Source organism: Streptomyces sp. CA-294286, assembly GCF_050947155.1.
In the GTDB taxonomy this organism is placed as follows: Bacteria; Actinomycetota; Actinomycetes; order Streptomycetales; family Streptomycetaceae; genus Streptomyces.
On the sequence record NZ_CP192005.1, the window covers coordinates 2,285,200 to 2,306,488 of the forward strand.

The following is a 21,289-nucleotide window of genomic DNA, read 5'->3' on the forward strand; positions in this document are numbered from 1 at the left end:
ACGGCGCACGACGGGACTCGGCGGACCTCCGGGGGCGGGCTCGCCGATCCCCCACGAAGACCCGCCCCGGAGTCCAGACATCCTCTTTGCGACGATTCGTGCTAATCAGTACCCATGTCGCACCCCGGGACCCTCATCCTGATCATGGCCGTCGCCGTCCTCGCGCCCCTCCTGGCGTATCTGACCGCCCGTCGGCTGGCCGTACCCGTGGCGATCTTCGAGATCGCCCTCGGCATCGTGGTCGGTCCCGACGTGCTCGGCTGGGCGCACCACGACGAAATCATCGACACGCTCTCCCACCTGGGCCTGTCGATGCTGATCTTCCTGGCCGGGTACGAGATCGAGTTCCGGACGGTGCGCGGCGACACCCTGCGCCGATCCGTAACGGCCTGGGTGGTGACCCTGGCGGTCGCCCTGGGAGCCGCTTTCGCCCTCACCGGCGGCGAGGTCGCCAAGAGCTTCGTCATCGGGACCGCGCTGACCAGCACCGCGCTCGGCGCCGTCCTGCCGATGCTGCGTGACTCGGGGAGGCTGGAGGGCCGCTTCGGCACGGTGGTCATGGCCTTCGGCACGGTCGGCGAGTTCGGCCCGATCATCGCCATCTCGCTGCTGCTCAGCGGCCGTTCGCCGGGCATCTCGACAGTGCTGCTGTGCGTCTTCGCCGCCATCACGGCGGGCGCGGTGTTCTGGGCGCTGCGTCCCCGTCCGCCGTGGTTCTCGCACATCATCGCCAAGACCCTGCACAGCAGCGGCCAGTTCGCGGTCCGGCTGGTGATGCTGCTGCTCGCCGCGATGCTCGGCCTGTCGTACGCCTTCGGCCTGGACACCCTGCTCGGCGCCTTCGCCGCCGGGCTCCTCACCCGTCTCGTCCTGGCCGGAGCCGACCCCGAGCACAGCGGCGAGGTACTCGGCAGGATCGAAGCGATGGGCTTCGGGTTCCTGGTGCCCTTCTTCTTCATCGTCACCGGCATCGACTTCGACCTCGACGCCCTGTTCTCCGGCGGCCGTCCCCTGCTGCTGCTGCCGGTGTTCCTCCTGCTGTTCCTGCTGCTGCGCGGTGGCCCGGCCTACCTGCTCGCCCCGCGCGACCTGTCCCGTCCGCAGCGCACCTCCCTGGCCCTGTACTCGGCCACCTGCCTGCCCCTGGTCGTCGCCATCTCCACCATCGGCCTGGACGAGAACGTCCTCACGGCGGGCGAGGCCGCCGCGCTGGTCGGCGCGGCCATGGTCTCCGTACTGCTCTTCCCGCTGCTCGCTGCCCGACTGCTGAAGGACGGCGCACGCCGCACGGAGCGGGCGGACGCGACCCGGGAGACCTGGTGAGCGGCAGCCCTACCGCCGTGTGAGCGTGCCGTGCGGCTTGCCCTGCTGCGCGGAGGGGGACCTGTACCGGAGCGTGCCGTCCGGGTTGCGGGTGAGGACGAGGTCACTGGTCTCGCCGGAGCAGACCAGCGGTGCGGAGGGGCGGTCCGGGTCGGGGCGGTCCGAGACGCGGATCTCGTCGGGGGTGGCGGAGCGCAGCTCGCCGATGCCGTGGCAGCGGAAGCCCGCCAGCTCGTACGAGGTCGTGAGCACGTCCTCGCCCCTGCCTCCCCCGGTGATGCTCACCGTGACGGTGCCGTGCGGCGCGCCGGTGGTGCCCTGGGTGAGGGTGCCCGACCACGTGCCGACGAAGGAGGCCGGAACCCGCGCCGGGCCGCGCGCGGGTGCGGAGGCGCCCGGCGCGGTGGCGGTGGCGGTGGCGGCGGGCGGGGGCGCACCGGAGTCGGAGTGCTTCGAGCCGTCCCCGGCCCCGTCCTGTCCCGGCCACATGTCCAGCAGCACGCTTCCGCCGAGCATCACCCCGGCCAGCACGCCGGCGACGGCCAGCACCACGGTGCAACTCCGGCGCCGCGCGGTCCCGTCCGGGGTGACGGCCCCCGCCTCCGTGGCCAACGAGACCGAGAGGCCGGGCTTCCGCGCCTCGGAGGCCGGAGCGGGCGGGGGCGGCCCCGGAGCCGAGCCGGAGTGCGGGGCGGGCCCGAGGTGCGGAGCGGCACCGGAGTGCGGGGCGGGGCCGAAGTGCGGGGCGGGGCCGGGATCCGGAGCCGGGCCGGAGGTCGATCCCGCCGGTTGCGGAGCGGGGCCGAACCCCGGAGGCGTACGGGGGTCAGAGGCCGGCCGCGGCGGAACGACAGGGGCCGCGCCACCCGTCGCCCCGTGCGTGTAGCCGACCGCCCCGTGCGTGAACGGGACCGGCCCGGAGGGGGCGTCCCCGCCACCCGTCCCCGGAGCCGCTCCCGAAGCCGCTCCGGGCTCCGCTCCCGCCTCCAGGTCCAGCAGCCGTACCGCGCCCCGGCCCGCCTCCGTCACCAGCGCCCCCGGCAGCCACCCCGCGACGACCGCCGCGGCGGCGCCCTGCGGGGCGAGCCGGGCGGCGACCTCTGCCGGGGCGGGCCGGTCGTCGGCCGTCTTGGCCAGGCAGGCGGCGACGAGCTCCCGCAAGTCGCTCTCCAGCCCGGAGAGTTCGGGCTCCCCGTGCACCACGTGGTAGAGCAGGGAGGCGGCCGAGTCGCCGGGGAAGGGCGCCGTGCCGGTCGCCGCGTACGCCAGTACCGCCCCCAGCGAGAACACGTCCGCCGCCGGGGTGACCCCCTTGCCGAGGATCTGTTCGGGCGCCATGTAGCCGGGCGAGCCCACGGAGACTCCCGTGGAGGTGAGCGAGGCCGTGGAGTCGGTGGCGCGGGCGATACCGAAGTCGATGAGCCGGGGCCCGTCCAGGGTGAGCAGTACGTTCGACGGCTTCACGTCCCGGTGGACCAGCCCCAGTGCGTGCACCGCGGTCAGGGCCTCCGCGAGACCCGCGCCCAGCACCCGTACGGAACGGCCCGGCAGCGGTCCGTGCGCGGCGAGCGCCTGCGTCAACGACGGACCCGCCACGTACCCCGTCGCGACCCACGGCACCCGCGCGTCCGGGTCGGCGTCCAGCACCGGCGCCGTCCACGTCCCGCCCACCTTGCGGGCGGCCGCCACCTCACGGCGGAAGCGGGCCCGGAACTCCTCGTCCATGGCGAAGTGCGGGTGCACGACCTTGACGGCCACGGTCCGGCCCCCCGCGCTGCGCCCGAGGTACACCCGGCCCATGCCGCCCGACCCCAGCCGACCGAGCAGCCGGTAGTCACCGATATTCTGCGGTTCGCCCGCTTCCAGCGGTTGCATGGCGTGCGCTCCCCCGAAGCCCGTCCGACCCTGCACTCGTTCCGCAGACCACAGTAGGCCCGGCGTGTGCGCAATCACTCCGGACGAGGCGGGCACCGGGCGAACCGAAGTCCCGGCAACCGCATCTCCCTCTACGCGTCCCCACCGCCCCCCGCCGCCTTGCGTCCCTCACCCCGCCGTCCGCCCGGAGTCCGAGAATGAATCGCCTGACCAGTCGCCTGATAGCCGTCACCCTGATCGGCTCCGCAACGCTCCTGTCGCTGACGGCCTGTTCCGACGAGGGCGATCCGTACAGCTTCACCTCGGCGGACGGCAACGGCGGCGCGGTCCGCAAGAGCGGCCTCGACCGGTCCTCCGCCACCGGCCACGACGCCAAGAGCCTCCTGCCCACGGGACCCCGCGCCGACTTCTCCGTCTTCCGCACCCTGGACGACGGCACCAAGGTCGCGCAGACGACGCTGACCGGAACGAAGTCCGGGTTCACCGGCAAGGTGTGGGTGTGGGCGCCCAAGCAGTACTTCGAGCCCCGTTATGCGGACAGCGGCTTCCCCGTGCTGATCGCGCTGCCGGGGTCGTACGGATTCGAGAGCAATTACTGGACGAAACCCACCAACCGGTTCCTCGACACCGTCGCGAGGATGGCGGACGAGGGCACCAGCCTGCCCTTCCTCGTCGTGATGCCGGTACTGAATCCGGAAAAGCGCTATTACGACGGAAGCGATATCCCGGGCCGGCCGAAGATGGGCACCTGGATGACACAGGACGTTCCTGATTTCGTCCGGGCGAATTTCCGTACGTTCGATTCGCGGGACGGCTGGGCGTTCATGGGAGCGTCGTCCGGCGGTTTCGTCGCGTTGAAATCCGTACTCAAGCACCCGAACCGTTTCAAGGCGGCCATCTCGTCGGGTCCGGACATCGTTCCCGACTCCCCGCTGTGGAAGGGGCACCCGCGGGAGAAGCTCGCGAACAACCCGCGCAAGCTGGCCGGAGACCTGCTCACGCGCAAGGACGCCCCGGACGTCTACCTGGCGTTCCAGGTGGGGTCCACGGAAACGCTGATCCCTCGGGTCAACCGTTTCATCAAGGAGTACGGCAAGGGCCCGATCAAGACCCGTCTCGAAGTCGTCCCGGACGGCGTCCACAATCCGGCGACGTACGTGCGGGGCATGGAGGCGGGCAGCCTGAGCTGGCTCAGCTCGCACCTGAAGGCGCCGGTGCCCGCCGGGTAGCGACGTGCGCGCCGCCCGTCGGCGCCTGCCCTCCGGCCGCCGGGCCGCTTGCCGCCACCCGCGGCCGGCGGCCCGCCGCTCGCTACTCGCTACTCGCCGAGCAGGGTGACGTGGACGTCCTCCGGATAGCCGGTGGTCGCGCCGGTCCTGCGCGCGAACTCCCGCACGCCCTCGATCTGGTCCGGCCCGAAGCGGAAGTCCAGCGTCGTGAAGTACTTCTCCAGGAGGGCCGCGTCGAAGTCCTCCCAGCGGGCGGCCTGATCGGCGACCCGGTCGACCTCCGCGAGGGACAGGTCCCGGGACGCCAGGAACGCCTCGTGGGCCGTGTGCACGTGCTGCGGTTCGCGCGCCAGGTAGTCCTTGCGGGCCGCCCAGACCGCGAAGACGAACGGCAGCCCCGTCCACTCCTTCCACATCTGCCCCAGGTCGTGGACCTGGAGACCGAGCCGGGGCGCGTCGTGCAGCGAGGCGCGCAGGGCCGCGTCCCCGATGAGCACGGCGGCGTCCGCCTCGCGCATCATCAGGCCGAGGTCCGGCGGGCACGTGTAGTAGTCGGGCTCCACGCCGTACCGCTCGGCCAGGAGCAGCTGCGCCAGCCGTACGGAGGTGCGCGACGTCGACCCGAGTGCCACCCGCGCCTTGTCCAGCTCCGCGAGCGGCACCTTCGAGACGATCACGCACGACATCACCGGGCCGTCGCAGCCGACCGCGAGGTCGGGGAAGGCGACCAGGTCGTCGGCGTTGCGGAGGAATTCGACCAGGGTCACGGGCGAGATGTCGAGCTCGCCGCGGACGAGCTGCTCGCTGAGCCGCTCGGGGGTGTCCTTCGTCAGCTCGAAGTCCAGCAGGGTCCCGGTCCGTGCGAGGCCCCAGTACAGGGGCATGCAGTTCAGGAACTGGATGTGGCCGACGCGGGGCCGGGTGCGGTTCGGCGTCAGCTCGCCAGCGGTTGAATTGTCCACATCGTGAGGCTAGACCCGGCCGACCCGGAGGGCCCCTCCGGGGGTGGGCGCGGACGTCCCGGAGGGGCCCGTCCCGAGGGGGCGCGGGCAGCACCGGAAGCGAACGCTCGGCGGCGCCGGAAGCACGGCCGGAGTGCCTCCCGAGCAGCGCATAAACAGACCTCTGTACCCCTCCTGACGCCAGTCGACACGCCCGTGTCAAACATCCGGGTGACGTGATCTTTCCCTCTACCGCTTGGCTCGGGGTGCGTGCTAGGCTCGCCCGCAAGTTGCAGTTTGGTTTCCCTTGCAGTACAGAGCCTGCGGAGCATGTAACCCCGCAGGCTTTTGTTTTCAGACTTCCTTGTAGGTTCTGGAGCAGGGCAACCCTTTGGCCCATGGGAGGGCTTATGGCTACCGGAACCGTCAAGTGGTTCAACGCTGAAAAGGGCTTCGGCTTCATCGCCCAGGACGGCGGCGGCCCGGATGTCTTCGTCCACTACTCCGCGATCAACGCGGCTGGCTTCCGCTCCCTTGAGGAGAACCAGCTCGTGAACTTCGACGTCACGCAGGGCCCGAAGGGCCCGCAGGCGGAGAACGTCACCCCCGCCTAAGTCCTCGGACTTGATCGGAACCGACCGATCGCGGTCGATTACCCGCATTACCCAAGGAGCCCTGTTCCCGGTCCGCCGGAACAGGGCTCCTGCCTTGTGCCGCCCGTTTCCCCGCACGCCCGCCGACACCGCTCGTCGGCCGCCGCCACCGGCTACGGCTACGGCTACCGGTACAGCTCCTCGATCTCGTCGGCGTAGCGTTCCAGAACCGCACGCCGGCGGACCTTCAACGTCGGCGTCAGTGCCCCGCCCATGACGCTGAAGTCCTCGTCGAGGACCGCGAAGGCACGGATCCGGGCGGGCCGGGAAACCTGCGCGTTCGCCGCCTCCACGGCCTGCCGGACCAGCTCCCGCACTGCCGGGTGCCGCCCCGGGTGCTCCCCCGGCTCGTGCTCCTCCCGGGCCGCCCAGGCCGCGATCTCCTCCGCGTCCAGGGTGATCAGCGCGACGGGGTGGGGCCGCCGGTCGCCCACCATCACCGCGTGCGAGACGTACCGGGACTGCTGTATCGCGTGCTCGACGGGGGCCGGGGCGAGGTTCTTGCCCGCGGACGTGATGATCAGGTCCTTCTTGCGGCCCGTGATGACGAGGTAGCCGTCGGCGTCCAGCCGCCCCAGGTCACCGGTGTGCAGCCAGCCGTCCGCGTCGAGGGCCTGACGGGTGGCGGCGGGGTCGCCGTGGTACCCGGCGAAGACCATGGGGCCGCGCGCCAGCACCTCCCCGTCCTCCTCCGCGATACGGATCTCGCAGCCGGGATACGCCCGCCCCACCGACCCGTACCGGACGGCCCCGGGCCGGTTGAGCGAGATCACCCCGCCGGACTCGGTCATTCCGTACCCCTCGTACACCGGGACCGAGCAGGCCCGCAGGAAGTCGAGGGTCTGCGGGGCGATCGGTGCGCCCCCGGTGAGGGCCCAGCGCAGCCGCCCGCCGAAGGCGCCGCGCACGAGACCGTAGAGCGACTTCTCCGCGGCCTCGTACGTCGCCAGGTCGGCGTCCGGCAGCCGCCCTTCCGCCGCGAGGAGCCCGACCCGTACCGCCTCCCGGAACCGTTCCCTGCCGCCCTCCTGCGACTCCGCGAGCCCCAGCACCACCGAGTGCACCTTCTCGAAGAGGCGCGGCACGGACGGCAGGTGCGTGGGCGCGACATCCGCCAGTTCCCCCACCACGTCCTCGATCCGGCCACCGAAGTAGCACAGCTCGCCGCCGAACATGAGGGTGTTGAACTCGATGAGCTGCGCGAGGAGGTGCGCGAGCGGCAGGTAGAGGTACGTACGGTCGCCGGGCCCTCCCTCGATCGTCTCGGCTCCGCCGTCGAGCACGGCCCCGAAGTTGGCGTGGGTGAGCCCGCACCCCTTGGGAGGACCCGTGGTGCCGGAGGTGTAGACGAGGGAGCAGAGGTCTGTGGGACGCACCGAGGCGGCGCGCGCCAGGAAGTCGTCGAGGGTGACGGAGTCCCGGGGCAGCCCGCCCAGTTCGTCGAAGAGGACCGTCCGTACCCCCGGAGCCGCTCCCGCCACGCGCGTGGCCTGCGCCGCGCTCTCGCACAGCACCAGCTGCGCGCCCGAGTCGCCCAGCACCCACGCCACTTCGCTCTCCCCCGCCGTCGGGTAGACGGGCACGACGACCCCGCCCACCGCCAGCACCGCGAAGTGCGCGTACGTCCACTCGACGCGGGTCTCGCCGAGGATGCCGATCCGGTCTCCCGGGCCCACCCCGGCCGCCATCAGCCCGCGCCCGATCTCCCGCACCCGGTCGCGGAGCCTGCCGTAGGTGACGGGTTCGGCCCCCTTCGCTCGGAGGGCGGGCAGCTCCTCGTACCGCTCCCCGGCCCATTCGGTGAACTCCGCCAGCGCCCCCGGGCGCTCCCTCGTCGTCGCCGTCATGACTCGAAGGTAAGTACGCCCCGGGGCCGGGGAGATGACGGGAAACGTCACCCCCGCTGACCCACGCGCTCAAAGCCGCTACCGTCGCGCCATGGGCAAGCGGACGATCACCGTGCACCATGTACGCGCCGTGCTGCGCGGGGCGGAACGCGCCGGAGCGGACACCGTCCCGCTGCTCCAGGCGGCGCAGATCCCGCCGCTCCTCCTCGGGGACGACCGGGCCAGGGTGACGAGCACCCAGTTCGCGCACCTCTTCCGGGCGCTGTACCGCACGACCCAGGACGAGTTCCTGGGCCTCTCCGCCACCCGCAGCCGTCCCGGCACCTTCGCGATGATGTGCTACGCCGCCCTGTCCTGCCCCGACCTCGGCCGCGCGACGGAACGCGGCACCGCCTTCTACGCCCTCTTCGACGGCGGGCCGGACCTCACCCTGCGCCGCACCGGGAGCGAAGCCGTCTTCACCGTGCACAACGAGCTGCGCACCGACGAGGACCGCTTCCTCACCGAGTGCATGATGATCATCTGGCACCGGCTGTGCAGCTGGCTGACGGGCCGTCGCCTCCCGCTGCTCTGGGCGGATTTCGGCTATTCGCCGCCGCCCCACCAGGACGAGTACGCGTCCCTCTTCGGCTGCCCGGTCCGCTTCGGGACCCCCCGGACGGCCGCCGGCTTCGACGCCCACTGGCTGACCGCACCGCTCGTCCGGGACGAGGCGGCCCTCGACGCGCTCCTGCGCCGCGCCCCGTTCGACCTCCTCACCCGGCGCGAGTACGGCACGACCGTCGCCGAGCAGGTGCGCCGCACCCTCGCCCGCTCGCTGCGCACCTCCCCCCGCCTGCCGACGCTGACCGAGACCGCCGCCCGCCTCGCCGTCAGCCCGGCGACCCTGCGCCGCCGTCTGGATCGCGAGAACACGTCGTTCCAGCAGCTCAAGGACGCCGTGCGCCGGGACGCCGCCATCGCCGGCCTCACCGAGGGCCGCGAGCCGATCGCCGAACTCGCGGCCCGACTCGGCTTCTCGGAGGACACCAGCTTCCACCGGGCGTTCCGCAGGTGGACGGGGACGACACCCGGCGCGTACCGAGTGGCGGTGCACCCGTACGGGACTCCGCGTCAGCGAAGCTGAGCATTCCGGTCAGCGCCTTTCCTCGTCCCCTGTCACTACGTTCTCCTCACACATCCGATAAGCCGCGCCAGACCGCCGTACGAGAGAGCCGCACCCCCACCCCCCACCCGCTGCTCGTAGGGAGAGCCGTATGTCCGTGTCCGTACGTCACAGAGTGCTCGCGGCGTCCGCAGCCCTCGCCCTGTCCGCCGCCCTGCCGTCCGCCGCGACGGCGTCGGCCGCCGAGAACGCGCCCGCCGCCCCGCAGGCTCCGGTCGCGCGGTCCGCCGCCGCACCCGGCGACCTGGTCTCCACCTCCCCCACCGCCTTCCGCCCCCTTCCCCTCCAGCCCACGAACACCGACGCCTGGCACATCGAGTACCGCTCGACGACCGCGAAGGGCGCACCGAACACCGTCTCGGGCACGGTCATCGTCCCCAAGGACGGCAGGAAGGGCCCGCGCCCCCTCGTCACGTACGCCGTCGGCACGGTCGGCATGGGCGACCAGTGCGCCCCGAGCGCGGGCTTCCCGTACGGCACGACCGTCGAAGCGACCCTCATCAACCAGGCCGTCCAGCGGGGCTGGGCGGTCGCCGTCACCGACTACGAGGGGCTCGGTACCCCCGGCGACCACACGTACACCGTCGGCCGCGCCGAGGGCCACGCGGTTCTGGACGCCGCCCGCGCCGCCCTCCGTCTCCCGTCCGCCGCGACCGGCCTCACCCCCGCCTCCCCCGTCGGCATCATGGGCTACTCCCAGGGCGGCCAGGCCAGCAGCTGGGCGGCCGAACTCCACGACTCGTACGCCCCCGAACTCAACGTCAGGGGCACAGCGACCGGCGGCGTTCCCGCCGACCTGATGGAGGTCGCCGCGTTCAACGACGGCAACGTGGGCGCCGGCCTCATCCTCATGGCGGCGGCCGGCCACGACACGGCCTACCCCGAGCTGAATCTCGACTCGTACCTCAACAAGCAGGGCAAGGCGTACGTCGACTTCATGCGGAAGAACTGCGTGGCGATCAACTCGATCTCTGCCCCGTTCAAGCGCATCAGCGAGGTCACCACCAGGAACCCGCTGGAAGCCCCCGACTGGCAGGCCAGGCTCGCCGACTCACAGCTCGGCGGCCACGCCCCCGACCACCCGGTGTACCTCTACCACGGCGGCGTCGACGAGCTGATCCCGTACAAGGTCGGCGCCCGGCTCCGGGCCGACTGGTGCAGGACGGGCGCGAACGTCCAGTGGCGGGCGCACCCCCTCCTCGGCCACATCGGCGGGGTCACGGTCGGCGCTTTCCCCGCCATGGACTGGCTGACCGACCGCTTCGCGGGCAAGCCCTCCACCGGCAACTGCTAGGCACCACGGCCCGAGCTGCGAAAAGGGGGCCGCAATGGGTTTGGGCCCCCTTTTCGCGCACGCACGCCAGGGAACGGGCCAACGCGCGTACACCTGGTGAACGAGGGGAGAGCCGAAACGTTATTGCGCGATCTCCCCCACCCGAGGATCCGGTGCCGGCTGTCAGGTCAGCGAGTCGAGCGGGATCCCCACCGGGCCACCGCCGGCGGCGAGTCCGCCGAGCAGGGCTCCGGGGGCGGGCACGGCGTTGGGGCCGCCCGGGTGCACCGCGCGGGCAGCAGCTTCCTGCCGGAGGTACTGACCGTCGACGTTGGACTTGAGGTCGGCCAGGAGCTTCTGGGGGGTGAGGAGGTCCGCGACCTGCTGCAACTGACGCCCGGTCATCTCGTCGAGCTGGGCCCGTCCCTCGGCCACCTGGGCCGACTCGGGCATGCCCTGGCCGGTGTCGTGGTGCGCGAACGCCGGAGTGGCGGACCCGAGGGCGACGAGAGTGCCGGCGAGGGCTGCGGTGGCCTGGGTGTACTTCATGGGGGTCCTGTCCGTGAGGCGGTGTCGGGACGGCAGGTACCGGAGCGGTCCCTGCCGTTTCACATCTGGAGAACGCCGACCGGGCCCGTTGGAGACGCGCAACCCCCGCAGATCACCCTATTGACTCCACTCATACCGCCCGTAATTGCACGGAAGGACGCGGTTGTTCCGTTTCGCGTCCGTGGTCTCCGTTGGTCGGGGTGCCGCAACTGTTCGGCACGGGACCGGGGATCCGACCGGGGCGCAGGGGACGGGGAGACCGCGTTACTTCCGAGCGGCGCGGCTCGTTGCGACTGCGACCAGCCGAACCACACACAGGAGAAATCGATGCGCCACCAGAAGGCCTCCGCCGCCGCTCTCGCCGTTCTCGTCTCCGGCTCCGCGCTGGCAGCCGCGGGCTCCGCCCAGGCCGCGACCCCCGAGGCGGCCCCGGTGCCCCTTCCCGCCGCCTCGCCGGCCGGCGACCTGGTCGCCGGGCTCCCCGTCCTGGGCGAGCTGGCCAAGGGCGGGTCTCCCACCGCGGCTGCCCCCGCGGGGCTGCTCGGCGGTCTCCCGATCGGCGGCTGAGCCGGACCCGCGGTGGGCGCGGTCGGCGGGTACGCCCAACGCTGGACCGAGGTCGTAGCGGAAGCAGGCACCGACCCGCACCGCCCCGCGGCCCCTCGAACTGCCGGAGCCGCGGTGAGGACGGAACCCGTCGGCCACGGATCCGCACCACGCCCGGCTCCCGGACTTCCCGGCGACACCTTTTGCCGACTTTTATGCATAGACCTTTCGAGTGACAAGGAAAATTCACGGATTTAAGTGAGTTTCCTCCCCGCCACCAGGTCGTTACGTATAGCGACGGCGGCACTACGGGATTCCGAAGTGGACTCGTGCAGCACGAAATACGTGGCTGTTCACGGTGTCACCGAAAGAAAGGTCACAAAATGAAGTACACGAAGGTTGCCGCGGTTTTCGCCGGTTCGCTGATGGCCCTGGGTGCGGCTTCCCCGGCCATGGCGGACTCTGAGGCTGAGGCCGTGGCGACGAACTCCCCCGGTGTCATCTCCGGGAACGTGGTCCAGGTTCCGATCGAGGTGCCCGTGAACTTCTGCGGCAACACCGTGAACGTCATCGGCCTGCTGAACCCGGCCTTCGGCAACACCTGCGTCAACAAGTAATTCTGCGTCCGAACCCTTGTGTGTTCGGAATCTGGTCGGCCCCTGAGTACACGCCATGTGTTCAGGGGCCGGCCAATCAGTGCCTCCTCATGTGTGGGTGGGCAATCGGCTCGCCCCGCAAGCATGAAAGACAGGGAACGGCGAAGTGCGACAAGTATTGCGAAAGAGCGTGCTGGTGACCGCAGCCGTCTCGGGCGTTCTCTCGATGACCGGGAGTCACGCCCACGCCGACGCGGTGAGCGACGGCACGGCCGCGGACTCGCCGGGTGTCCTCTCCGGCAACAGCGCCCAGGTCCCCGTGCACGTCCCCGTGAACGCCTGCGGCAACACGGTCAACGTCATCGGTCTGCTGAACCCGACGTTCGGCAACAAGTGCGCCAACCACTCGGCGCGGGTGTCGGGCAAGCCCGGCGGCGCTTCGGCCGGCTCGAAGGTCACCGGGTCCCCCGGTGTCGTGTCGGGCAACAACGTGCAGGTCCCCGTGCACGTACCGGTCAACGCCTGCGGCAACTCGGCCGATGTGGTCGGCGCGTTCAACCCGACGTTCGGCAACAAGTGCGGCAACGGACCGACCCCTCCGCCCGTACAGCCTCCGGCCGACGAGCCCCGGTCCCACGAGCCCCCGGCGAACGAGCCGCCCGCCTACGAACCTCCGGCGGACGAGCCGCCCGCCTACGAGCCCCCGGTGGACCAGCCGCCCACCGACCAACCGCCGGTGGACCAGCCGCCCACCGACCAACCGCCGGTGGACCAGCCGCCCACCGACCAGCCCCCGACGGACCAGCCCCCCACCGACCAACCGCCAGTGGACCAGCCCCCGGCCGACCAGCCGCCCACGGACGAGCCCCCGACGCATCAGCCCCCCACCGACCAGCCGCCGGTGGACCAGCCCCCGGCCGATGAGGAGCCCTCCGACGAGCCCCCGGCGAACGAGCCCCCCGCCGAGGAACCGCCGACGGACCAGCCCCCGACGGATCAGCCCCCCGCTGACCAGCCGCCCGCCGACGAACCGCCGAGCGACGTCCCCCCGAGCGACGTTCCCCCGGTCGACGACCCCCCGGTCAGCCAGCCGCCGGTCGACCAGCCGCCCGTGAGCCAGCCGCCGTCCAAGCCGACGCCCGACAAGCCCTCCGGGCCCGGTAAGCCGCGCGCTGTCACGACGCCCGTCCCGCACGCCGAGAGCGGCAAGCCGCTCCTGGCCGACACCGGGGCCGGTGAACTCGGTGGCGCTGCTGCCCTGAGCGCGGCGCTCCTCGGCGGTGGCGTACTGCTGACCCGTCGCGCACGCGCCGCCCAGCGCTGAAACCCGCACGGAGGACGGCACGCACCGTTCTGGTGGGGCAGGCCTCAGGAGAGGCCTGCCCCACCTTCTGTTTGTACCGCCGCTCCCGGCAAGCGAGTGAAGTACGAGAAACCTGGCACGAATTCAGTTTCTCCCCGGCCCCGGGCGCCGTTAGACAACCCGTAGGCGCTCCGGGAGGGGAGTACCGAAGCGCCCCATTCCCTCTGACGAATCCCACCCCGCACAGAATGAGGAAATTTTCATGAAGTACACGAAGGCGGCTTCGGTCCTGGCCGCGTCGATGGTTGCCGTCGGTGCGGGTTCCTCGGCGGCGGTCGCGGAGTCCCGCGTGCCGACCAGCCCGTCGATGAGCCTCAACTCGGGTGTGGCGCAGGTGGTGGAGGCGTACAACACGCACACCAAGGCGCTCAATGCTCCGATTCCGCTCGTCGACTCCGCGAAGGACGTGGCCAAGAAGGTGCGTGACGCGAAGGAAGCGGACCCGGCGAAGCTGCTGGGGAACGCGGTCGGCGGCAAGGGTGCGGGCTCGATGCTCGGCGGGCTTCCCCTCGGCTGACCGAGGAACGGTCCGACCGGTAGTGCGTCGGACGCGACGAGTGGGGCCCCGCAGTGCTTCTGTGGGGCCCCACTCGTGAGATCACCGGGGTCAGTCGTTGCTGGATCCGTTGCCGAACGCAGGGTTGAGCAGACCGATCACGTCGACCGTGTTGCCGGTGATGTTGACCGGGACGTGGACCGGGACCTCGGCCAGGTTGCCGGAGATGACACCGGGAGAGTTGGCCGCCACGCCCTCCGCCTCGCTGTCGGCAGCGGCCGTACCGGCGGCGGCGCCGGCGGCGAGACCTGCAGTGGCGAGGACGAATGCAGCCTTCTTGGCAGCGTTCATTACGGTGCACCTCCTGGGGAATCGGGGACTTTTCAGGATCCTTGCACAAGCGCCGGACGGCCCTGAAACCAGAACCCGTCACGGAATCGATGTTCCCCCCGACGGCCCATTTCGACTTCATTATTCTTGTACTACTTACCTCTCACCGCCCCTGCACGAGGCCCACCGGGCCGTATCTCTCACAGAAAACACAGAAGGCGTTCGGATGATTCCCGACGAGCCGAACGGTGGTATGCGGTAACCTTTTCTTGCACCTGTTCGGGCGGGATTCAAACAGCCGTCGACTTTCGGGTCGTCGAAAACCGCCGCGTCTTTTCGTACAGGTTGTTCATTCCTCCTGAGGTACCGCACAGCATTGCGCCCCCCGGCTCAGGCCGGGGGGCGCAATGCTGTGCGTGCAAGCGATTCCGTGTGTGCAGCCCGCTCTCAGCGGACCGCGCACAGGGGATCAGCCGTTGTGGTGGCCGTTGCCGGAGAGGATCGGGAAGTCGCTCAGGAGGTGCGAGAGCGGCTCGTCGCCCTTGGCCTGGGTCGAGTTCTCGACACACTGCTGGTTCTGCGGCGCGGACAGGATCGGGATGTCCTGGACGCCGATCGGCACGAGGCCCACGAGGGAGGTGATGTTGGCCTTGGCCGGCAGACCGACGCAGGGCTTGTTGAGCGAGCCCTGGACCAGGGTCAGCTGCGGGCTCATGTCACCGGCGGTCGAGGTGTTGCCGTAGTGCTGCTCCGCACCGTTGCCGCTCTGGGAGGTGGTGCCGCGGTCGTCGTCCGCGATCGCCATGGCCTGCGGGGCGCCCAAGCTCATCGTGGCCGCTGCGAACATGGCGGTTGCCATGACCTTCTTCATCTCTGAATCCTTCTTTCCCGTGGAGTACCCCGTAGTGGAGCTCCCTGGAGAACTGCCACCCGGCGTTTTGGTTATCTCCATTCACTCGGATGGGAGCGAAGGCAGCCCGAGTGCGACCAATTAAATGAAGAACAGACCGGCCGGGATGCGTGCGGCGGGTCACCTGTCGGGCAGGTTTTATGCCATTCGGGTGAACGGAAAGAACCAAACCCGGGGGCAGACGGTTGGGCAGCTCGTAAAAGGCCCGCCCCCGGAACGAAGAGGTTTTCCCCCATGCGTAACAAGATGATGGTCCCGTCCGCAGTTGCCGCAGCTGCCGTGGGCCTCGGCGTCATCGCCGCCCCGCAGGCCATGGCGATCTCGAACGACCAGGGCACGACGTCGCAGAGCGGCAACGGCGCCGAGCAGCACTACGGCAACGCCTCGACCGCCGGTGACATGAGCCCCCAGATGTCGCTGGTCCAGGGCTCCCTGAACAAGCCCTGCATCGGTCTGCCGGCCAAGGCCAACATCACCTCCCTCGTGGGCCTCGTGCCGATCGGCGTTCAGGACATCCCGATCCTGTCCGCGCCGCAGAACCAGCAGTGTGTCGAGAACTCGACCCAGGCCAAGGGCGACGAGCCGCTCTCGCACATCCTGGAGGACTTCCCGATCCTCTCCGGCAACGGTGCCCACAACAACTGATCCCGGGGCCGAGCGCCCGGGCCGGCAGTTGAAGACGTGCGCGTGAACAGCCGCTCCCGCGCACGGGGATGAGATGGCACGTGTGCCCCGCGAAGACTCGTCTTCGCGGGGCACACGTATGTCCGGTGTCCGACGGGGACTACTTGCGCAGGCGGGCGGCCGGGAGACGGCAGTGGGCGGCGGCACGGATGGTGTCCTCGTCGCCCACGAACGCCTGGAGCTGCTCCTGGGTGACCGGCTGTCCGGGCCGGTGGTCCGGCCAGGGGCGAGTGGTGAACATCAGATGCACCTGCCCGCGCTTCTCGGCGGCGGCGGTCCACTCCGGGGGGACGCTGCAGGTGACGTTGAGGGGCGGCAGGGTCAGCACCGCGTTGCTGCCGTCCACCACGAGCGTCACCGGGACGCTGGACAGCGCACCGTTGACGATCGCTCCGCCGACCGGCAGCTTCGCCCCGGCGAGCACCGCCCGGACGGCGGCTTCGCCCTCTTCGCTGGTGCCGGTCCCGTCCCCGAGGGTGTATCCGAGGAGGAAGGCCGCGTCGTGTCCGTCGTCGGCGTGTTCCCCCGCCCAGGCGAGCACGGCGACGGTGCCCAGGTGTGCGCGGTTGAGGGGGACGTCGGTTTGGGTTGAAGTCATGCGACAGGACAGTAATTGCGCTGATTGGCCGTTCGGCCACGCATGTCACCCACTCAGGCTAAGGAATGCCCTGCCGTAGCCCGTACGGGTAACCGGCCGGGCACGGGGGTGCCGACCCGGACCCCCTCGCCCCCTGCCTCTCTCGGCCTACCCCCCGGCCTCCCCGCGCCGCCCCCCGTCGCCGCCGGTCCCGTCACATGGGTTCGACCAGCGGCGTCCGCCATTGAGGGCGCGGATCCGGTCCCACAGTGCTTCGATCACGCGTGAAGGTTCCATGGGCGCACCGTCGCACGGGCCACTGACAACGGGCCGACGCGCCGGACGTCGAGCCGGCTCCGAGCGAGGGTCCTCCGGCCGGGGGCCGCTCCGGCCCCGAACCGCTGTGCGATCATGCCGGCGTGAGTACGTCGTCCCCCGAGGCAACCCGGGCCGACCGTCGAGAAGCCTCTTGGAGAGCAATGAGCAACGTTCGCCTGCGGTTGAACGGCGGCGCGCGATGACGACCTGGGGGCTGGTGCTGGAGATGACCACCGGCGTCGGCGACCGGAAGCGGTCGGAGGCCTACGTCCTCTCCCATGTGGAGGGCTCGCGCGAAGAGGCGATGGCGGAGCTGGAGCGGCGGGCGCGGGAGTACCGGCCCGAGCATCCGCGTATTTCCCGGCGCCGGCGGCTGTTCCGGTACCAGGACGGGTTCCTGCTGGTCGTGGACGGGGGCTGGCAAACGTACGGCTCCCGGTTCACGCTGGCGGAGCTTCTGGAGGACAGCGACGCGCCCCCGCGGCCACAACCCGGGCCCGGACCGGAGACCGTGCCGGAGCCCCGGCCCGTGCAGGATGCCGCGCCGGAGCCCCGGCCCGTACGGGAGGCCGCGCCGGAGCCCGAGCCCCTTCCGGAGCAGGTGGATCCGATCGCGCGGTACGACGACGGGGTGCCGGTGAAACCGGCGTGGCTGGGACGTACGGATCTGTCGTGACGGTGCGCGTCACCGCACCGGGCCACCCGCCGTCGCCCCTTTGGCCGAACATCGCGTAGACCGGCTGGGAGCCCCGGGCATCTAGTGGGGAGTGATCGGTAGAGGTCCCTCCGCTTCCCTGTGAGGTTGTCCGTGACTGAGTCGCCCGTGACCGAAACGTTCGAGACCGAGACACCCGTCAGCGGGTCGGTCGTATCCGAGACACCCGTCACCGGGTCGGTCGTATCCGGGTCGCCCGTACCCGGCTCGCCCGTCGTCTTTCCGCAGGACCGCGCCTGTCCGTACGCGCCGCCGCCCGGGTACGACCCGCTGCGTGCGTCGGGCCGGCCCGTCAGCCGGGTGGAGATCTACGACGGGAGCGAGGTGTGGATGGTGAGCGGGCTCGCGGAGGCGCGGGCGCTCCTCGCCGACCAGCGGCTTTCGTCGGACCGCACGCGGCCGGAGTTCCCGGTGTTCCAGCGGCGGCTGGAGAAGGTGGAACGGCGACGGGTGGAGCTGTTGGGCGTCGACGATCCCGAACACAACGTACAGCGGCGGAAGTTGATCCCCGGCTTCACGCTGAAGCGGACGGCGGCGCTGCGGCCCGCGATCCAGGAGACCGTGGACCGGCTGCTGGACGACATGGTGGAGCGCGGCGCGCCGGCCGACCTGGTGAGCGCGTTCGCGCTGCCGGTGCCCTCGATGGTCATCTGCGCGCTGCTCGGGGTGCCGTACGCGGACCACGACTTCTTCGAGGAGCAGTCGCGGAAGCTGCTGCGGGGACCCGAGCAGGAGGACGTGGAGACGGCACGGGACGCCCTGGACGCGTACATCGGTGATTTGGTGGAGCGGAAACAAGCCGGAGTGGAAGGGCTGCCGGTCGGACTGCTGGACGACATGATCGGCGTCTTCGAGGACCGGGAGGAATTGGTCAACCTCGCGGAGATCCTCCTCATCGCCGGGCACGAGACGACCGCCAACATGATTGCGCTGGGAACGTTCACCCTGCTGGAGCACCCGGAGCAGTTGGCCCGGTTCCGGGCCGCGGACGCCGCCGGTGTGGTGACGGCCTGCGAGGAGTTGCTGCGATACCTGTCGATCGCGGACGGGATGGCGCGGCTGGCCACGGAGGACATCGAGATCGGCGGGGTGACGATCCGGGCCGGGGAGACGGTGGTGCTCGCGACGTCGCTGATCAACCGCGATCCGGCGGCGTTCGAGTCGCCGGACGCGCTCGATGTGGAGCGCCGGGAACGGCATTTGGCGTTCGGGTTCGGGATTCATCAGTGCCTGGGGCAGAACCTGGCGCGCGCGGAGATGGAGATCGCGCTCGGGACGTTGTTCCGGCGGCTGCCGGGGCTGCGGCTCGCTGTACCGGCGGCGGAGGTTCCGCACAAGCCGGGCGACACGATCCAGGGGCTGTTCGAGCTGCCGGTGACGTGGTGAGGGGTGGGAGACGTGCAGGAGGGCGTACGGGAAGACGTGCGTGACGCCGTGCGGGCGGCGGAACAGGTGAGCGGGAACCGGAGCGGGAGCGGGATGGACATCGGGATCGACAAGGACGTCTGCATCGGGGCAGGCCAGTGCGCGTTGCTCGCGCCCCGGGTCTTCACCCAGGACGACGAGGGGCTGTCCGAGCTGTTGGAGGGCTGGGAGCAAGGGGCAGTGGGTCCTGGCGCGCCGGTACGGGAGGCGGTGCGGGCCTGCCCGGTGGGCGCGATCAGCGTGACGGACGTACGGTCCGCGTCCTAGCGGGCACGTGGCGTCGCACGGGCGCTGCCTGCGGCGGGCGCGAACCACTGCGCGGGCGGCGCTGTGGGCGGCGGGTGTGCGGCGGCGCGGGGACGGCGGGCGCGGCGCAGTGTGCGGAGGCACTGCGTGGTGCAGAGTGCGGCGGACTCGTGGGGGCACTGCGCGGGCGACGCTCTGTGTGCGGCGGGCGTGCGGCGGCGGCGCGTGGAGACATCGCGGCCGACGCTGTGGGCGGCGGGCGCGGGGGCAGCGGGCGCGGCACAGTGTGCGGTCGACGTGCAGAAGCACTACGCGAGCGACGCTGCGTGGGCGGTAGGTGCGGGGGCGTTGCGCGACGCAGCGCGCGGAGGCGCTGCGTGGGCGACGCTGCGTGGGCGGTAGGCACGCGGGCGTTGCAGTGTGCAGCGAGTGTGCGGAGGCACCGCGCGGCACACGTGGCGGTGGATGTGCAGAGGCCCTGCGCGGGCGACGCTGTGTGTGCGGCGGGCGCGGCACGGGGTGGGGCGGGTGTGGCACGGGGTGGGGCGGGTGTGGCACGGGGTGGGGCGGGTGTGCGGCGGCGGGTGGTGCGTGTACGCCGTCGGTCGGCGTCCGGGGCGTGTACGCCGTCCGTCGGCGTCCGGGACGCGCCGCCTCTCCTCGTACGGTTTACCGCCAAAACGGTCCGGCGTCGGCCGGTCGGTCCAGCTCGGTCGGGGTACACGGCTCACAGGAACGCCGGTTCGGGCGTGTGGGCGGGTCGTACGAATGGGGAGTCTGGGCAATGGCTGCTGATCGCTATCTGCGTCTCGCGGGTACGGCCCCCGGCCGGTTCCTGACCCGGCGGCTCGGGCTGCCGCAGCCGGAGGAGCTGGTGCGGTGGACGCCGGAACGTCCGCTGCTGGACGGGACGTTGCTGGTGTTGTCGGCAGGCGGTTCAGATCGCGCGTCGGCACTCCACGCGCTGCTCTCCCGTACCGGAATGGACGTCGAGCGGTCGGAGGCGCGCGACCCGGCGGTCGTGGTGCTGGACGCCTCCGGCGTGGCGACGGTGGAGGACCTCGCGGCGGTGCACGCCGCGCTGCGTCCGGTCGTGGGATCGGTGCGGGCGAGCGGACGGGTGGTGGTGATCGGTGCGACCCCGTCCGGCGGGGACCCCGAACAGGCCGCGGTGCAGGTCGCGCTGGAGGGGTTCGTACGGTCGCTGGCGAAGGAGCTGGGCCGGGGGCGGACGGCACAGTTGGTGCGACTGGCCGCGGACGGTCCCGGAGCGCGGGGACACGCGGGCGACCCTGCCGTCGCCGGGGCCGAGTCGACGCTGCGCTTCCTGATCTCACCGAAGTCGGCCTGTGTGAACGGACAGGTCGTGCAACTCAGCCCGGTCGAGGGCGGGGTGGCGGTCGACGACTGGGAGAGGCCGCTGGCCGGGCGTACCGCCCTGGTGACGGGAGCCGCCCGAGGCATCGGCGCCGCCGTCGCCACCGCGCTGGCGCGGGACGGTGCGCAGGTCGTGTGCGTGGACGTGCCACAGGCGGCGGAGGAGCTGGAACGGACGGCCGTACGGGTCGGAGGGACGGCCCTCGTTCTGGACGTCACCACTCCGGAAGCCGCCGACCGCATGGCGGAGGTCGGCCCGCTCGACGTCCTCGTCCACCACGCGGGTCTCACCCGGGACCGCCGACTGGCCGACATGTCGGAGACGGCGTGGAGGGCGGTGCTCGACGTCAATCTCGGAGCGGTCGTACGGACCACCCGTGCGCTGGTGAAGTCGGGTGCCTTGGGGACCGGTTCGCGCATCATCGCCACCTCCGCCGTCGCCGGGCTCGCGGGCAGCGCCGGACAGACGAACTACGCGACGGGCAAGGCGGGGGTGGCCGGTCTCGTGCGCGCACTGGCGCCGGGACTCGGCTCGTACGGCATCACCGTCAACGCGATCGCCCCCGGCTCCATCACGACACGGACCACGACGGCATCCCCGCGCCTCGTGCGCGAGGCCGGCCGTCGGATGAACTCCCTCGCGCAGTACGGCTGCCCGGAGGACGTCGCCGAGACGGCGGCCTGGCTCGCCCATCCTGGTTCGGCGGCGGTCAACGGGCAGGTGGTGCGGGTGTGCGGGCAGAGCGTGCCGGGGGCGTGAGGCGAGCGGCGGGACACCGCGCCCTGCCGTCGGCCCCTTACGGAGCTTAGGGAGGAGGGGCCACTGTGCCTCGCCGCAGCGGCGACGCCGG

Annotated in this window: 20 protein-coding genes and 1 pseudogene; 14 read left to right on the forward strand and 7 right to left on the reverse strand. The window is 71.3% G+C overall.

Annotated elements, in window-relative coordinates; genetic code table 11:
• Window positions 1-114: 114 nt before the first annotated feature.
• The gene (locus tag ACQPZG_RS14815; RefSeq protein ID WP_433546233.1) at window positions 115-1,323 is read left to right on the forward strand and encodes a cation:proton antiporter; all 1,209 of its coding nucleotides are present in this window, start codon (window positions 115-117) and stop codon (window positions 1,321-1,323) included.
• A 9-nt stretch (window positions 1,324-1,332) separates the two neighbouring features.
• Here ACQPZG_RS14815 and ACQPZG_RS14820 read toward each other — a convergent pair whose 3' ends face one another.
• A complete protein-coding gene (locus ACQPZG_RS14820; RefSeq protein WP_433546234.1) occupies window positions 1,333-3,198 on the reverse strand; it encodes a protein kinase domain-containing protein in 1,866 nt (621 codons plus the stop codon).
• 197 nt (window positions 3,199-3,395) lie between these two features.
• Between ACQPZG_RS14820 and ACQPZG_RS14825 the strand changes: the two genes are divergently transcribed.
• Window positions 3,396-4,427, forward strand: a complete 1,032-nt coding sequence (locus ACQPZG_RS14825; RefSeq protein ID WP_433546235.1) for an alpha/beta hydrolase — start codon at window positions 3,396-3,398, stop codon at window positions 4,425-4,427.
• 89 nt (window positions 4,428-4,516) lie between these two features.
• On the opposite strand, the gene ACQPZG_RS14830 is transcribed toward ACQPZG_RS14825, so the two are convergent.
• Window positions 4,517-5,389 carry a menaquinone biosynthetic enzyme MqnA/MqnD family protein gene (locus ACQPZG_RS14830; protein WP_433546236.1) on the reverse strand — a complete coding sequence of 291 codons (873 nt, stop codon included), beginning with the start codon at window positions 5,387-5,389 and terminating at the stop codon, window positions 4,517-4,519.
• Between the two features lie 389 nt (window positions 5,390-5,778).
• Here ACQPZG_RS14830 and ACQPZG_RS14835 point away from each other — a divergent pair, with 389 nt between their 5' ends.
• Window positions 5,779-5,982 (forward strand): cold-shock protein, encoded by a 204-nt coding sequence (locus ACQPZG_RS14835; RefSeq protein WP_112451444.1) that lies wholly within the window; start codon window positions 5,779-5,781, stop codon window positions 5,980-5,982.
• A 164-nt stretch (window positions 5,983-6,146) separates the two neighbouring features.
• Here the strand turns inward: ACQPZG_RS14835 and ACQPZG_RS14840 are convergent, their stop codons facing one another.
• Window positions 6,147-7,868 carry an AMP-dependent synthetase/ligase gene (locus ACQPZG_RS14840; protein WP_433546237.1) on the reverse strand — a complete coding sequence of 574 codons (1,722 nt, stop codon included), beginning with the start codon at window positions 7,866-7,868 and terminating at the stop codon, window positions 6,147-6,149.
• A gap of 91 nt (window positions 7,869-7,959) precedes the next feature.
• Here ACQPZG_RS14840 and ACQPZG_RS14845 point away from each other — a divergent pair, with 91 nt between their 5' ends.
• Window positions 7,960-8,994, forward strand: coding sequence for an AraC family transcriptional regulator (locus tag ACQPZG_RS14845; protein WP_433546238.1), 1,035 nt, complete (start codon window positions 7,960-7,962; stop codon window positions 8,992-8,994).
• 130 nt (window positions 8,995-9,124) lie between these two features.
• A complete protein-coding gene (locus tag ACQPZG_RS14850) occupies window positions 9,125-10,327 on the forward strand; it encodes a lipase family protein (protein ID WP_433546239.1) in 1,203 nt (400 codons plus the stop codon).
• Window positions 10,328-10,489: 162 nt separating this feature from the next.
• Here ACQPZG_RS14850 and ACQPZG_RS14855 read toward each other — a convergent pair whose 3' ends face one another.
• Window positions 10,490-10,855 (reverse strand): hypothetical protein, encoded by a 366-nt coding sequence (locus ACQPZG_RS14855; RefSeq protein WP_433546240.1) that lies wholly within the window; start codon window positions 10,853-10,855, stop codon window positions 10,490-10,492.
• 327 nt (window positions 10,856-11,182) lie between these two features.
• On the opposite strand from ACQPZG_RS14855, the gene ACQPZG_RS14860 reads away from it, so the two are divergent.
• The 4 genes and pseudogenes from ACQPZG_RS14860 (at window position 11,183) to ACQPZG_RS14875 (ending at window position 13,877) form a co-directional block, all read left to right on the forward strand.
• A complete protein-coding gene (locus tag ACQPZG_RS14860) occupies window positions 11,183-11,422 on the forward strand; it encodes a hypothetical protein (RefSeq protein ID WP_433546241.1) in 240 nt (79 codons plus the stop codon).
• A gap of 362 nt (window positions 11,423-11,784) precedes the next feature.
• Window positions 11,785-12,018 (forward strand): chaplin, encoded by a 234-nt coding sequence (locus tag ACQPZG_RS14865; RefSeq protein ID WP_433546242.1) that lies wholly within the window; start codon window positions 11,785-11,787, stop codon window positions 12,016-12,018.
• A 145-nt stretch (window positions 12,019-12,163) separates the two neighbouring features.
• Window positions 12,164-12,571, forward strand: a pseudogene (locus ACQPZG_RS14870) (chaplin); the annotation flags it as partial.
• Window positions 12,572-13,562: 991 nt separating this feature from the next.
• Window positions 13,563-13,877 carry a hypothetical protein gene (locus ACQPZG_RS14875; protein WP_433546243.1) on the forward strand — a complete coding sequence of 105 codons (315 nt, stop codon included), beginning with the start codon at window positions 13,563-13,565 and terminating at the stop codon, window positions 13,875-13,877.
• Window positions 13,878-13,967: 90 nt separating this feature from the next.
• Here ACQPZG_RS14875 and ACQPZG_RS14880 read toward each other — a convergent pair whose 3' ends face one another.
• Together ACQPZG_RS14880 and ACQPZG_RS14885 are read right to left on the reverse strand one after the other, a co-directional pair.
• Entirely contained in the window at window positions 13,968-14,207 is a 240-nt protein-coding gene (locus tag ACQPZG_RS14880) for a chaplin (RefSeq protein ID WP_433546244.1), read from the reverse strand.
• Between the two features lie 448 nt (window positions 14,208-14,655).
• Window positions 14,656-15,057 carry a rodlin gene (locus tag ACQPZG_RS14885; RefSeq protein WP_433546245.1) on the reverse strand — a complete coding sequence of 134 codons (402 nt, stop codon included), beginning with the start codon at window positions 15,055-15,057 and terminating at the stop codon, window positions 14,656-14,658.
• Between the two features lie 273 nt (window positions 15,058-15,330).
• On the opposite strand from ACQPZG_RS14885, the gene ACQPZG_RS14890 reads away from it, so the two are divergent.
• Window positions 15,331-15,741 carry a rodlin gene (locus ACQPZG_RS14890; protein ID WP_433546246.1) on the forward strand — a complete coding sequence of 137 codons (411 nt, stop codon included), beginning with the start codon at window positions 15,331-15,333 and terminating at the stop codon, window positions 15,739-15,741.
• A gap of 139 nt (window positions 15,742-15,880) precedes the next feature.
• Here ACQPZG_RS14890 and ACQPZG_RS14895 read toward each other — a convergent pair whose 3' ends face one another.
• The gene (locus ACQPZG_RS14895; protein ID WP_433546247.1) at window positions 15,881-16,378 is read right to left on the reverse strand and encodes a DUF5949 family protein; all 498 of its coding nucleotides are present in this window, start codon (window positions 16,376-16,378) and stop codon (window positions 15,881-15,883) included.
• A gap of 496 nt (window positions 16,379-16,874) precedes the next feature.
• Between ACQPZG_RS14895 and ACQPZG_RS14900 the strand changes: the two genes are divergently transcribed.
• The 4 genes from ACQPZG_RS14900 (at window position 16,875) to ACQPZG_RS14915 (ending at window position 21,198) form a co-directional block, all read left to right on the forward strand.
• Window positions 16,875-17,351 (forward strand): hypothetical protein, encoded by a 477-nt coding sequence (locus ACQPZG_RS14900; protein WP_433546248.1) that lies wholly within the window; start codon window positions 16,875-16,877, stop codon window positions 17,349-17,351.
• A 147-nt stretch (window positions 17,352-17,498) separates the two neighbouring features.
• Window positions 17,499-18,776, forward strand: a complete 1,278-nt coding sequence (locus tag ACQPZG_RS14905) for a cytochrome P450 (protein ID WP_433546249.1) — start codon at window positions 17,499-17,501, stop codon at window positions 18,774-18,776.
• A 93-nt stretch (window positions 18,777-18,869) separates the two neighbouring features.
• Window positions 18,870-19,082, forward strand: a complete 213-nt coding sequence (locus tag ACQPZG_RS14910; RefSeq protein WP_433549414.1) for a ferredoxin — start codon at window positions 18,870-18,872, stop codon at window positions 19,080-19,082.
• A gap of 763 nt (window positions 19,083-19,845) precedes the next feature.
• A complete protein-coding gene (locus ACQPZG_RS14915; RefSeq protein WP_433546250.1) occupies window positions 19,846-21,198 on the forward strand; it encodes a 3-oxoacyl-ACP reductase in 1,353 nt (450 codons plus the stop codon).
• The last annotated feature ends 91 nt before the right edge of the window (window positions 21,199-21,289 follow it).